This window comes from Szabonella alba (assembly GCF_016765775.1).
GTDB classification, from domain to species: domain Bacteria; phylum Pseudomonadota; class Alphaproteobacteria; order Rhodobacterales; family Rhodobacteraceae; genus Szabonella; species Szabonella alba.
Map to the genome: position 1 here is coordinate 67859 of NZ_JAESVN010000003.1, position 12863 is coordinate 80721.

Genomic DNA, 12863 nt, shown 5'->3' on the forward strand with positions numbered 1-12863 from the left:
CGGGTGTCAGTCCTGAAACAGCCTGTGACGCCGCCCCGCCTTGCGGTCACCGGCAACCCGTTTAAAAGGGAGGCGACGCATAAGGAAGGGGCATTCATGCCGGTCTCACTGATCGTTCTGGCCGCTGGACAGGGCACAAGGATGAATTCCGACCTGCCCAAGGTGCTGCACCGGCTGGGGGCCGCCCCTGTCCTGCATCACGCGCTGGCGGCAGGCCGGGCGCTGGAGCCTGAACGCGTGGTGGTGGTGACCGGCCATGGCGGGGCCGAGGTCGCAGCCTCGGCGCGCGCTTTCGATGACCGCGTGGCCATTGTCGAACAGCCTGAGCGTCTGGGCACCGGCCATGCGGTCGCACAGGCCATGCCGCTGCTGGAGGGCGTCGCGGGCGATGCCATCGTGCTTTACGCCGATACCCCCTTCGTGTGCGCCGAAACGCTGCAGGCAATGCTGGCCGCGCGGCGGTCGCATGCGGTGGTGGTTCTGGGGTTCGAGGCCGCCGATCCCGGGCGCTACGGGCGCCTGGTGACGACGGGCGAACGGCTGGACCGCATCGTGGAATGGAAAGATGCGACAGATGAAGAGCGTGCCATAACGCTTTGTAACTCTGGTGTTATCTGCGCTGATTCCGCGCTGATGCGCGATCTGGTCGCGCAGATCGGCAATGACAATGCGGCGGGTGAATACTACCTGACCGATATCGTCGAACTGGCCCGGCAGGCGGGCCATTCCGCCGGGGTGGTTCTGTGCGACGAGGCCGAGACGCTGGGCATCAATACGCGCGCCGAACTGGCCCGGGCCGAGACCGCCTTCCAGCGCCGCATGCGCGCCGAGGCCCTTGAGGAAGGTGTGACGCTGATCGCGCCGGAAACCGTGTTCTTCGCGCTGGACACCTATATCGGACGCGATGCGGTGGTCGGGCCCAATGTTGTTTTCGGGCCCGGGGTCACCATCGAATCCGGGGCCGAGATCCGCGCCTTCTGCCATCTTGAAGGCTGCCATATTTCGCGCGGAGCGACGGTCGGACCCTTCGCGCGGCTGCGTCCGGGGGCGGAACTGGCCGAGGATGTGCATGTCGGCAATTTCGTCGAGATCAAGAATGCCGTGCTGGATGAAGGCGTGAAGGTCGGGCATCTGACCTATCTCGGCGATGCCCATATCGGTGAAGGCACCAATATCGGCGCGGGCACCGTCACCTGCAATTACGATGGCGTCCTGAAACACCGCACCGAAATCGGGCCGCGCGCCTTCATCGGGTCGAACACCATGCTGGTGGCACCGGTCCGTGTAGGGCGCGATGCGATGACGGCCTCGGGATCGGTCATCACGCAGGATGTGCCGGCCGAGGCGCTGGCCATCGCGCGCGCGCGGCAGGTCACCAAGCCCGGGCTGGCCGCCCGTCTGATGGACCGGTTGCGGGCGATCAAGGCGGGTCGTTCGTGATCTTCGCTCCTTTCATCTGTTTGAAAATATCCTGCGGGGGTGCGGGGGTGCAAAACCCCCGCTGGCCCGGCTGAAATTCCCGAACCGCAAGGAAATCCCATGTGTGGCATCGTCGGCATTCTTGGCAAACACGAAGTTGCCCCGCAACTGGTCGAGGCGCTGCGGCGGCTGGAATATCGCGGCTATGACAGTGCCGGGATCGCAACGGTCAATCAGGGCCGTCTGGGGCGCAGGCGCGCCGTGGGCAAGCTGGTCAATCTGTCGGACCTGCTGGTGCATGACCCTTTGGCGGGCAAATCCGGCATCGGCCATACCCGCTGGGCCACCCATGGCGCGGCGACGGTCGCCAATGCCCATCCGCATCAGGCCGGTCGCGTGGCGGTTGTCCATAATGGCATCATCGAGAATTTCCGCGAATTGCGGCAGGATCTGACCGCTGCCGGATACGGGTTCGAGTCTGAGACCGATACCGAAACGGTCGCCAATCTGCTGCGCTCGCATCTTGATCGGGGGCTGGATCCGGTCGATGCCACGCGCGAAACGCTGGGGCGGCTCCACGGGGCCTTCGCGCTGTGCTTTCTGTTCGAGGGGGAGGAGGATCTGATGATCGCCGCCCGCAAGGGCAGCCCGCTGGCCATCGGGCACGGCACGGGGGAAATGTTTGTCGGGTCCGATGCCATCGCGCTGGCGCCCCTGACCGACCGCATCACCTATCTGGAAGAGGGCGACTGGGCGGTTCTGACCCGCGCGGGCGTCACAATCCGCGATGCCGCAGGGCGGCTGGCCAACCGGGCGGTGACGCAGATCGCGCTGGATGCCGCGCGGGTGGAAAAGGCCGGATACCGGCATTTCATGGCCAAGGAGATCGCGGAACAGCCGGTGGTTCTGGCCGATGCGCTGCGCGAGGCGGGCCGTGACGGCACGCTGTCGCTGGCGGCGGATCTGGATTTCCGCGATGTGGACCGCCTGACGCTGGTGGCCTGCGGCACCGCCTATTATGCTTGCGTGGTCGCGAAATACTGGTTTGAACAGGTCGCCCGCCTGCCGGTCGATGTCGATATCGCCTCGGAATTCCGCTATCGCGACCCGCCGCTTTCGCCGAAATCATGGGCCATATTCGTCAGCCAGTCAGGCGAAACCGCCGATACGCTGGCCGCTTTGCGCCATGCCCGCGAACAGGTCGCGCGCATCGTCGCCGTGGTCAATGTGCCGACCTCCTCCATCGCGCGGGAGGCCGATGCCGTCTTGCCGATCCGTGCGGGTGTTGAGGTGGGGGTCGCCTCGACGAAGGCGTTTACCTGTCAGTTGGCCACGCTTCTGCTGATGGCGCTGAAGGCCGGGCAGGATCGTGGCGTGCTGACGGCCGAACAGGTTGCGGCGCATCGGGCCGATCTGGCGGCGCTGCCGGGGCTGATGAACCATGCGCTGCGGCTGGCCGAACCGATTGCCCTGCTGGCCGAGGATCTGGCCGAGGCACAGGATATCCTGTTTCTGGGTCGGGGGGCGATGTATCCTCTGGCCCTTGAAGGCGCGCTGAAACTAAAAGAAATCAGCTATATACATGCCGAAGGTTATGCATCGGGCGAACTGAAACACGGCCCCATTGCGCTGATTGATGCCCGCGTGCCGGTGATCGTGATGGCCCCGCGTGACGCGCTGTTCGAAAAGACCGTCTCGAATATGCAGGAGGTCATGGCCCGGCATGGCAAGGTGCTGCTGATTTCAGACGCGCGCGGCGTGGCCGAGGCCGGGGCGGGATGCTGGCGCTGCCTGACCCTGCCGGAAGTGCCCGATCTTCTGGCCCCGATCCTTTATGCAATTCCGGCGCAGTTGCTGGCCTATCATACGGCGGTGGCCAAGGGCACCGATGTCGACCAGCCCCGCAACCTTGCCAAATCGGTGACCGTGGAATGACTCCTGAAAACGCAATCGAGGCCATCGCCGCCGGGGCGGTCCCCGGCAAAGCCGCTGAAATGGCGGTCTATCACAAGGTCGCGCGGACCTATCTGGGCACGGCCAATCCGGTGATTGATGCCCTGTGCAAGGACTGGCGCGCAGATCTGACGCTGGAGGCGCGGCTGGATCTGGCATCCGGCCTTTGGCAAAGCGATATCCATGAGGCGCGGATTGCAGCGGCGAAACTGCTGACGCAGGCGCGGATCCGGCCCGATGCGGCGGCCTGGGATCTGATTACCGCATGGGTGCCGGAATTCGACGCCTGGGCGATTGCCGATCAGACCTGCATCGCCGCATCACGGCGTCTGGTGGTCGATCCGTCGCGGCTGGACGAGGTCGAGGGTTGGACGCAATCCCCCCTGATGTGGGCGCGGCGCGCGGCGCTGGTGGCAACGCTGCCCTTTGCCCGGATGAACCATCCCAAACCCGCCGAGACCGAGGCGCGCGAACGTGTTCTTGGCTGGGCGGAATCCTATCTTGAGGACCGCGACTGGTTCATCCGCAAGGCCGTGGCCTGGTGGCTGCGCGATCTGTCGAAACATGACCCTGACCGGGTGCGTCTGTTTCTTGCGGAACATGGCGAGGCGATGAAGACCTGGGCCCGCAAGGAAGCCGCGCAATATCTGACCTGAGCCGATGAAAAGGGCAGGGGTCGCAGGCGTTACGGCCCCCCTTGTTGGTCTGGGTTCAGGCCGCCTTCGCCGCCGCCATGCGCAGGTTCAGCCGGTCGAGCAGCGTCTGCATCTGCCCCAATGACGCCAGATGCAGATGGATCATGTCCAGCATCCGCGACCGGTAAAGGGCCAGAATCTCGGCATCGTTCAGGGCATGGACACGGTCCGGCTGCACCCGCTGGAAACCACCCAGGACCAGCTTCTGCCCGTCCGGCAGCGTGGCATTGATCGAGGCGGGTTCCATCAGGTCCAGTTCGCGCAGCCGTGCCGTCAGCATCCGCGTCGCGCGAAAGGCCGTCTGATATTCAGAGGTGAAGTTCAGTGCGTTTTCAAGATATTGCGTCCGGTTTCTGTCACTGTCGAACAGCCGTTCTCCGCGCCCCTCACGATTGACGGCCTCAAACCCCGTGTCGATGCACAGCGTCAGGCGGTCCTCGTCACCGGGGGTTTCGGTGAAGATGAAAGGATAGCGGCGCAGGAAGGCGGGCAGATAGCGCGCCGTCCATTTGCCATTGGCGTCGATGAACAGGTTCTGCCCCTCGGCCAGCCCCAGAAGCGCAACCGGCGTCATCGCCTCGCCTTCGCCGGCAAAGACGATGGGGCATTGCGCCGCGATCTGTTCAAACTCGGCCGCCAGAAGCGGCAGGGAATTGAGCCCGGCAGCAAAGCCGAGACCGGTGACCGGGGCCACGCAAAGATCGCCATGCGCCTCACGCGTGATGACCTCGGCATTTTCATAGATCAGCATCTGTCTGGTCATGGTTTTGTCCTTCCTGTCATTCCGCGCTAAGCGCCGTAAGGCCCGCCGTCACGCCCTGCAAGGAGACCGCGAAACTGGTCGGCTCGGCCGCATTGATCCCTTGATACCCGACGACCATGCTGGCTGCGGCGCGAAGATCCGCGATTGCGGCCTCATCCAGTTGCACCAGCGCCGTGCAGAAATCCCCCGCGCAGGTGCGCCAGGTCATGGCAAGCTGTTCATCGCGCCCGTCGATCAGAACCCCCGGCTGCATCGCCAACGCCATCGAGGACGGCGTGCGCAGCACCATCACCACTGCGGCATCGCCCTCGTTACGGGCGACATTCAGGCCGATCTCGGCAAGGAAGGTGTTGCCTTCCCGATTGGCAAGCGTCTGCGTCAGGGCACAGCTTGTGCGGGTGCTGGTGGCGGCGGTACAGGCCACACGCCAGTCTCCGAAGACGGTGCCATTGGCAACCTCGGCCTGAAGCGGAGCTGCAAAGGCGAAAGCGGCGACCACACCGGCGGGAAGAAGGGAAAGATGCCACATGAAATATCCTGACCTTGTCTTGCCCCGATGCGGGATGCCACCGGCGGCTTGCTGTGCCGACCCTAGACAATTCGGGGGGCGTGGCTCAAGCCCGGGGGGCGCGATTATCGGGAATTTCCTGAAAAGACTGCGGCAACACTTCCGAATGACCGGAAAATGTCAGCCGCCCGTATGGCTCATATGGCGGGACATCTGGCCTGCCACCTTCTGGCGGGAATAGTCGAAATCATGGCCCTTGGGCTTGCGCGCAATCGCATTGCGGATCGCCTGATCCAGTTGCGCATTGTCGGCGCTGGCGCGCAGGGGGGCGCGCAGATCAGCCATGTCTTCCTGCCCGAGGCACATATACAATTCCCCCGTGCAAGTCAGGCGCACGCGGTTGCAGCTTTCGCAGAAATTATGCGTGAGCGGCGTGATGAAGCCGATTTTCTGCCCGGTTTCTTCCAGCCGGACATAGCGGGCAGGCCCGCCCGTCCGCTCGGCCAGATCGGTCACGGTGAAGCGTTCGGCGTAGCGCGCGCGCAGATCGCGCAGGCTCCAATACTGGTCGATGCGGTCTTCATTGCCCAGATCGCCCATCGGCATGACCTCGATCCAGGTCAGGTCATGGCCTTCGCGCGCGCACCAGTCCGTCAGGGTGAACTGTTCATCCTCATTGAAACCGGCCAGCGCCACGGCATTGATCTTGATGCGCAGCCCGGCCTCTTGCGCGGCCGCGATCCCGTCGAGCACCTGCGCCAGACGGCCCCAGCGGGTGACACGGGCAAATTTCGCCTCATCCAGCGTATCAAGCGACACATTGATCCGCCGCACACCGCAATCGACCAGATCGCGGGCAAAGCGGCGCAACTGGCTGCCATTCGTGGTCAGCGTCAGTTCCGTCAGCGCGCCGCTGTCCAGATGGCGCGACATCGCCTGAAAGAAGGTCATGATCCCCTTGCGCACCAAGGGTTCGCCCCCGGTGATGCGCAGTTTCTGCACGCCCATGCCGATGAAGGCGGAACACATGCGGTCCAGTTCCTCAAGCGTCAGCAGTTCCGCCTTGGGCAGGAAGGTCATGTTTTCCGACATGCAGTAAAGACAACGGAAATCACAGCGGTCGGTGACCGAGACGCGCAGATAATTGATGGCGCGTGCGAAGGGGTCGATCAGGGGCGTTGTCATATCTTGAAATCTATGCCTCGCAGGGCGGGCTTGCAAGGGCGGGCATTGCGATGACCCGCGACCGGGCGCGGATGCCGGGGCAGGTGGCGTGACAGGATTGCAGGCTTGACAGAAATGCAGGGCGCTTGCACTTTCAGATGAAAGTTTATTGTCGGTATGTCAGTTTTCGTTCCGCCCGGGTTCGGCGCCCATGACCCTGCCGCCTGTTTCAAGACCTCCAATTCACCCGGATATCATTCTGACCGAGGAGACAGCCCATGTCCGCCGCGATTCCCAAGCCGAAGGCAGAACACAAGGTCCGCAAAGGAGAGACCTATGACAAGATCGGCAAGAAATACGGTTTCCGCAATTTTGATGACATCTGGAAATACCCGAAGAATGCCGCGCTGGTGAAATTGCGCAAGGATCCCAAATCCATTCAGCCCGATGATATCGTGGTCATTCCGGCCTATAATGATGAGGAACGAAAGGAAATTCAGGACCGCCAGCGCAAATATCTCTATGCCGCGAATATGGAGAAACTGGCCGCCAGCCGCTTTGCCGATCAGGCCGCTGCCGATCGCAAGCTGGCCGATGCCATTGACCGGATGGCTGCCGAACACAAGGCGGCGGGTGATGCCTATATGAAGGAATATCTGAAATCGGTGAAGAAGGCCGATAACTGGTCGAAGGGTGTCGATTACGCGAATATGGTTTTCGGCATCGTCAATGCGCTGCGGGGGCTGGTGCTGAAATCGGCGCAGGCGACGCAGGCGCTGGCCAAGAATGCGGCAAAGGAATTCGAAAAGATCTCGAACAGCCTGATCGCCGATTCGAAGGTCTTCATGTATGCGCCGCTGATATCCGAAGGCACCAAAGCGGCCGGAAAGGCGCTGACCGACCAGAAATCGGGTCCGCTGGGGGATTTCATGATTTTCGGCGGTGTCGTCATCGAAAGTATCGGCAAATGGAGTTCGCCGTCGTTCTATGGGCAGACCGTGTCGCTGCTGGCCGAAGGCAAGGGCTGGAGCGAGGCGTCCACCTTTGATCTGCAGAAGGATTGCAAGGATTGTCTGACGAAGATGAAGACCGAACAGATTCAAATCCAGAAACTGGCCAAGCAAAAGGCAGCGGCGGCGCGCAACCGGGCGGCCTGGGCGGACAATGCCGCCAAGGCCGCGCAAAAGCGCCAGAAGGAGTGCACCGAAGAGGCGAAGAAACGCCCCTGAGGCGGACCCTTGCCGCATGGGTCGGCATCCGCGACCATGACGTGCCGAAGCCCATTGAATGGCGCAGATTTGGGCACTATCCTGTTGGCATGAATGGTCGCATCCTTTTTTCGTCCTGTCTTGGCCTGATCCTGCTTTCGGGCTGTTCCGGCATTACCCTGCCCAACCCGTTTTCGGGCGGGGGCGGACAGGCAGAGGCGCCCGCCGCCGCGACCGATGCGGCGGAGGCGATGCAGACCACCAGCGCGATCCGCCCGCCCGCAGGGGCGCGGACAGCGGCAGAGCTGGACACCAGTTCCGATGCCGAACGCGCGGCGGCACTGGCGCCGGTGGCCACGCCGGAACTGGAACGTACGCTTGGGCAGGTCTCGGTCTCGCTGGGCAATGCCACCGAACCCGGTTTCTGGCTGCGCAGCAGTCTGGTCAATGAGCGCGCGCAGGGGCGTGTCGTGACCTCGCTGGGGGAATCGCTGCAGGTTGATCTGCTGCCGGGCGAGGGGGCTGCGCAATTGTCGCTTTCGGCCTTCCGCTCGCTGAACCTGCCGCTTACCGGCTTGCCGCAAGTGACGGTCTATATCCGCTGATCGGTGCCGCGCCTGCGGCAGTCGCCCGGCGCGCAACCCGCAATCCCTTGGGCCCCCGCAATCCCTTGGGCCGTAGTGGCCCTGAGCGAAGTCGGCCTGTCAGATCCGCTCGGCGCGTTCCAGTTCCCGGATCAGCCGCGCCTCTTCCTCGGCCTTGGGCGTGGTCCAGCCGGCCAGCAGCAGATAGGCGACCGGCGTGATGTAAAGTGTCGCAATCGTCGCCAGCCCCAGCCCGCCCACGATGATCCAGCCAAGCGCCTCACGCGCCTCAGCGCCTGCGCCGAAGGACATGACCAGCGGCAGCCCCCCCAGCACGGTCGAGGCCATGGTCATCATCACCGGGCGCAGCCGGATGGTCGAAGCTTCCATGATCGATTCATGCACGGATTTGCCCGCATCGCGCAGCTGATTGGCGAATTCCACGATCAGGATGCCGTTCTTGGCCATGATGCCCACCAGCAGGACCAGCCCGATCTGCGAATAGACATTCAGACTGCCCCCGGTCAGCAGCATCGCAAAGACCGCGCAGGCCAGCCCCAGAGGCACCGTCGCCATCACGATGATGGCCGAGATGAAGCTTTCGAACTGTGCCGACAGCACAAGGAAAACGACCAGAATGGCAAAGCCGAACACGACCAGCAGCCCCGCCGAGGTTTCGTTCAGCGTTGCCGCCTCGGCCAGCGGCACGATACGGCTTTCGGCCGGCAGGGTTTCGGCCACGATGCGCTGCACCTCTTCCAGCGCATCGCCCAGGGACAGTTCGGGTGTCAGACCGGCGGAAATCTCGACCGAGCGCATCTGCGTCTCGCGCGTCAGTTCTGGGGCGACCGCGCGCTCCTCAAGCCGCACGAAGCTGGAGATCGGCACCATCTGCCCCTCGGCGGTCTGAACGAAGATACGTTCCAGATCACCCGGATCGCGAACCGGATCGGCGGTCGAGATCAGTTTGACGTCATGGCTGCGGTCGTCGATGAAAACGGTGCCCACCGTGCGTCCGTCCAGCACCGCCTGCAGCGCCTCACCCAGCCCGTCGATATTGACGCCCAGATCCGAGGCGCGGGTGCGGTCCACCTCGATGAAAAGCTGGGGTTGGGTGGTGTCATATTCCAGCCGAACCTGCCCCATGGCGGGGTTCTGTTCCAGCAGTTCCACCAGTTGCGCGGCCTCGGCCCCAAGCCGGTCGTAATTCGAGCCGACCAGCGCGAAACGCAGTCCCCGGCCCGCGCCCCGGATGCCAAGCGAATTGGGCTGAATGGCGAAAGCGCGCAGGCCGATCAGACCCCCAAGGCGCTGGTTCATATCGGCGGCAATGTCCTGCTGGCTGCGGCTGCGGTCTTCCCAATTGGCCAGAGCCAGCACCATGAAGCCGCGATTGTCCTGCCCACCGCTGCCCGAGATGGAAAACACATTCGTGACCTCACCACTGTCGCGCAGCGGCTGCATGACATCCTCGATCTCACGCATCTTGCCGGTGGTGTAATCCAGCGAAACGCCCTGTGGTGTCGTGACCGACAGCAGCATCACCGAACGGTCCTCCTGCGGGGTCAGTTCCTGCCGGATTTCCCCCGACATCAGGATTGCCGTCACCCCGAAAAGCAGCCCGACCATCAGGACGATCAGCGGGATCTTCAGCGCAAAGACCAGCGTTGCGCGGTAAAGGGCGGACAGCGCATCCCCCAGCCGCACCATCGGACCACGCCGGGTGACGGGTTCGGGTTCTGTCAGCAGACGGCTGGCCAGAACCGGACACAACGTCAGTGCCACCACCGACGACAGCATCACCGCCATGGCCAGCGTGAAGCCGAATTCACGGAAGAGGCCCCCCGCCTGACCGGGAAGGAAGGAAATCGGAATGAAGACCGCCGCCAGTGTCGCGGTGGTGGTGATCACGGCAAAGAACACCTGCTGCGTGCCCAGAACCGCCGCCGCCCGGGCGCCCATGCCCTCATTCCGGCGGCGCACGATGTTTTCCAGCACCACGATGGCATCATCGACCACCATCCCCGTTGCAAGGACCAGCGCCAGCAATGTCAGGATATTGACCGAAAAGCCGACCATCCAGACCGCCGCCAGCGTGCCGATCAGGGCAACTGGCATGGTCAGCGCCGGAATGATCGTCGCACGGATGTCGCGCAGGAACAGATAGATCACCGCGACGACGATCAGCACCGCCATGCCCAGCGTGCTGACAACCTCACGGATCGCGCCTTCGATGAAGGTTGCATCATCCGAGGTGACGAAGATGCTGACATCCGCGGGCAGGATCTGCTGCACCTCGTCAATCGTCGCCCGCACGGCGGAGGAGATTTCCAGCGTGTTGCTTTGGGCCTGACGGATGATGCCGATGCCGATGCCCGTGGCCGAATTGGCGCGCAGCACGCTTTCACCCGGTGAGGGGCCAAGCGTCACCCGTGCCACATCGCCCAGTTTCACATTGCCTGCAATTTCCAGCGCCTCGAACTGGTCGGGGGTGGAAATGGAGGCGGTGGTGCGAACGACAATGCTTTGGTTTTCCGCCGAAAGCGCGCCTGCGGGGGCGTCGAAGGACACATTGCGCACAGCCGTGCGCACATCGGCCAGCGTCAGGCCCCGGCTGGCAAGCTGCAAAAGGTCGATATCAATGCGGAACACTTCGTCGCGGTCGCCGTAAACCTGAATATCGGCAACACCGGGGGCCGAAAGCAGCCTGTCCTCGACCAGATCGGTGACAAGATTGGTCAGGTCCTGCGGGGTGCGGCGCGGCGATGTGACGGCGATGCGCATCACCGCATCGGCATTGGCATCGGCCTTGATCACGCGCGGATCCTCGGCCCCTTCGGGAAGCTGGCCGGAAATCCGGGCGATGGAGTCGCGCGCATCGGTCGCGGCCACATCCAGATCCACCCCATCGCCAAATTCCATCGTCACCCGCGATCGCCCGAAACGGGATGAGGAGGAGATGGATTTCACCCCCGCCACCCGGCCCGCCGCGCCTTCGATCAGGCTGGTGATTTCGCGGTCGATGGTTTCGGGGGCGGCGCCGACGAATTCGGTCGTCACGGTGACAACGGGGCGGTCGACATCCGGCATCTCGCGGATCTCGGCCCCCAGCAGGCCGGCAACCCCCGCCAGCACGATCAGCGTGTTCAGCACCAGCGCAAGGATCGGGCGGCGCACGAACAGTGCCGTTCCCGAGGTCTGCGCTGCTGAACGGATCAGATTGCCATTCGACATTGTCGCCCCCCCGGTCAGCCGCGCGTCGCAGCGGGCGATGGTGCCGCGCGATCTGCGGTTTCGCCCTCGGGGCGGATGTTGACCGCGATCCCCGGCCGCAATGCCTGCACGCCTTCGGTCACGACGGGGCCTTCGGGGTCAAGTTCGGCCTCGACCAGAACCGCATCGGCAGAGCGCTGCATGATGCGGATCGGCACGCGGCCTGCCTTGCCCTCCTGCACCTGCCAGACGAAAGCACCGTCCGAGCCCCATTGCACCGACAGCGGATTGATCGAGAAATACCGCTCACCCGCCAGCGAAAGCGCGATCTCAAACGCCATACCCGCGCGCAGCCGGTCTTCGGAGTTCTTAAGCCGCGCCTCGATCAGCAGGGTGCGGCTGGTTTCGTCCACACTGTTGTCGATGGCGGTGACTTCGCCGGTCAGCGCACCGTCGCGCATGGCCAGTGGGCGGGCGCTGATCTGATCCCCCACGGCGATCTGTCCGACAAAGCGTTCGGGAATGCGGAAATCGACAAGGATGCTGCTGCGATCATCTATCCGGGTCACCGCCGTCGCGGCGGCAAGCTGCTGGCCCGGTTCGGCGCGCAGAATACCGACCCAGCCGCCGATGGGCGCAAGAATATCGCGGCGCGACAATTCAAACTCGGCCTGCCGCAAGGCAAGGGTCGCCTGCCGCAGGGCCAGTTCCGCCTCGGTGATCTGCAATTCTGTGGCGACGCCCGATCCCTGCAGGCGCGTAACGCGGGCGCGGCGGGCGGTCTCATCCTCCAGCACCAGTTGCGCGCGTTCTACCGCAATGGTCTCGGCTTCGTTTTCCAGCCGCACGATCAGATCGCCCTCCTGCACGCGCTGACCCGAACTGACATGCACCTCGGCAATGCGGCCCGACACCGGGGCGGACACAGCAACCGAACGCGCGGCCTGTCCGGTTCCGATGGCGGTGACGCGGTCATTGGCGATGCCGATGCCGGGCCGTTCGGCCAGCACCATGACGCCGCCCCCGGCCGCGCCCTGCGGATTTGGCGCAGCGGCCAAGGCCGAGGCGGCGGGTTCGGTTTCGGCCTCGGGCAGGGGGATGCCCCAGCTTTCAAGCCGCGAGACGACGCCCCAGCCTTCCAGCATCGGGCGGGCCGAGGGAACATAGGCAAGCCAGAGCCAGAGCGCCCCGACCAGAACCAGCAAGAGCAGGGGCACCTGTTTCAGCCAGCCCATGAACGTCCTTTCTGCTGCGTCGCATAACCCCCGAACGTCCGGGGGGCCGCTTTCCGTCGCGTGATCGTCAGTATTTTCGTATTCGGCGGGACACTTTAAGCCGTATTCGGCGGGACGATGC

10 protein-coding genes are annotated in these 12863 nt (G+C 63.9%); 5 read left to right on the plus strand and 5 right to left on the minus strand.

Annotated features, from left to right (window positions below; genetic code table 11):
• Positions 1–96: 96 nt before the first annotated feature.
• The 3 genes from glmU (at position 97) to JL811_RS07940 (ending at position 4028) form a co-directional block, all read left to right on the plus strand.
• Positions 97–1440 (plus strand): bifunctional UDP-N-acetylglucosamine diphosphorylase/glucosamine-1-phosphate N-acetyltransferase GlmU, encoded by a 1344-nt coding sequence (gene glmU / locus JL811_RS07930; RefSeq protein ID WP_202687980.1) that lies wholly within the window; start codon positions 97–99, stop codon positions 1438–1440.
• A 99-nt stretch (positions 1441–1539) separates the two neighbouring features.
• Entirely contained in the window at positions 1540–3354 is a 1815-nt protein-coding gene (gene glmS, locus JL811_RS07935) for a glutamine--fructose-6-phosphate transaminase (isomerizing) (RefSeq protein ID WP_202687981.1), read from the plus strand.
• Positions 3351–4028 (plus strand): DNA alkylation repair protein, encoded by a 678-nt coding sequence (locus JL811_RS07940; RefSeq protein ID WP_202687982.1) that lies wholly within the window; start codon positions 3351–3353, stop codon positions 4026–4028. Before glmS ends, JL811_RS07940 begins: the two co-directional genes overlap by 4 nt.
• Before the next feature lie 55 nt (positions 4029–4083).
• Here JL811_RS07940 and JL811_RS07945 read toward each other — a convergent pair whose 3' ends face one another.
• From JL811_RS07945 to moaA, 3 genes are all read right to left on the minus strand, one after another.
• Complete coding sequence (locus JL811_RS07945) at positions 4084–4830, minus strand: SapC family protein (protein ID WP_202687983.1); 747 nt, start codon at positions 4828–4830, stop codon at positions 4084–4086.
• A 16-nt stretch (positions 4831–4846) separates the two neighbouring features.
• The gene (locus tag JL811_RS07950; protein WP_202687984.1) at positions 4847–5359 is read right to left on the minus strand and encodes an invasion associated locus B family protein; all 513 of its coding nucleotides are present in this window, start codon (positions 5357–5359) and stop codon (positions 4847–4849) included.
• 159 nt (positions 5360–5518) lie between these two features.
• On the minus strand, positions 5519–6523 hold the full coding sequence (gene moaA / locus JL811_RS07955; protein WP_202687985.1) for a GTP 3',8-cyclase MoaA: 1005 nt from the start codon (positions 6521–6523) through the stop codon (positions 5519–5521).
• Positions 6524–6780: 257 nt separating this feature from the next.
• Between moaA and JL811_RS07960 the strand changes: the two genes are divergently transcribed.
• Positions 6781–7731, plus strand: coding sequence for a hypothetical protein (locus JL811_RS07960; RefSeq protein ID WP_202687986.1), 951 nt, complete (start codon positions 6781–6783; stop codon positions 7729–7731).
• 89 nt (positions 7732–7820) lie between these two features.
• Positions 7821–8315: a hypothetical protein gene (locus JL811_RS07965; protein ID WP_202687987.1), complete on the plus strand. Its 495-nt coding sequence runs from the start codon at positions 7821–7823 to the stop codon at positions 8313–8315.
• 99 nt (positions 8316–8414) lie between these two features.
• Here the strand turns inward: JL811_RS07965 and JL811_RS07970 are convergent, their stop codons facing one another.
• Both JL811_RS07970 and JL811_RS07975 read right to left on the minus strand, forming a co-directional pair.
• Positions 8415–11528 (minus strand): efflux RND transporter permease subunit, encoded by a 3114-nt coding sequence (locus tag JL811_RS07970; RefSeq protein ID WP_202687988.1) that lies wholly within the window; start codon positions 11526–11528, stop codon positions 8415–8417.
• Between the two features lie 14 nt (positions 11529–11542).
• Positions 11543–12742: an efflux RND transporter periplasmic adaptor subunit gene (locus tag JL811_RS07975; RefSeq protein ID WP_202687989.1), complete on the minus strand. Its 1200-nt coding sequence runs from the start codon at positions 12740–12742 to the stop codon at positions 11543–11545.
• Between the last annotated feature and the right edge of the window lie 121 nt (positions 12743–12863).

Excerpts from the sequence above, each read along its gene's own strand:
- JL811_RS07940 (WP_202687982.1), top strand. The coding sequence starts at position 3,351 with ATGACTCCTGAAAACGCAATCGAGGCCATCGCCGCCGGGGCGGTCCCC.
- JL811_RS07970 (WP_202687988.1), bottom strand. The coding sequence starts at position 11,528 with ATGTCGAATGGCAATCTGATCCGTTCAGCAGCGCAGACCTCGGGAACG.
- moaA (WP_202687985.1), bottom strand. The coding sequence starts at position 6,523 with ATGACAACGCCCCTGATCGACCCCTTCGCACGCGCCATCAATTATCTG.
- JL811_RS07975 (WP_202687989.1), bottom strand. The coding sequence starts at position 12,742 with ATGGGCTGGCTGAAACAGGTGCCCCTGCTCTTGCTGGTTCTGGTCGGG.
- glmU (WP_202687980.1), top strand. The coding sequence starts at position 97 with ATGCCGGTCTCACTGATCGTTCTGGCCGCTGGACAGGGCACAAGGATG.
- JL811_RS07945 (WP_202687983.1), bottom strand. The coding sequence starts at position 4,830 with ATGACCAGACAGATGCTGATCTATGAAAATGCCGAGGTCATCACGCGT.
- glmS (WP_202687981.1), top strand. The coding sequence starts at position 1,540 with ATGTGTGGCATCGTCGGCATTCTTGGCAAACACGAAGTTGCCCCGCAA.
- JL811_RS07950 (WP_202687984.1), bottom strand. The coding sequence starts at position 5,359 with ATGTGGCATCTTTCCCTTCTTCCCGCCGGTGTGGTCGCCGCTTTCGCC.
- JL811_RS07960 (WP_202687986.1), top strand. The coding sequence starts at position 6,781 with ATGTCCGCCGCGATTCCCAAGCCGAAGGCAGAACACAAGGTCCGCAAA.
- JL811_RS07965 (WP_202687987.1), top strand. The coding sequence starts at position 7,821 with ATGAATGGTCGCATCCTTTTTTCGTCCTGTCTTGGCCTGATCCTGCTT.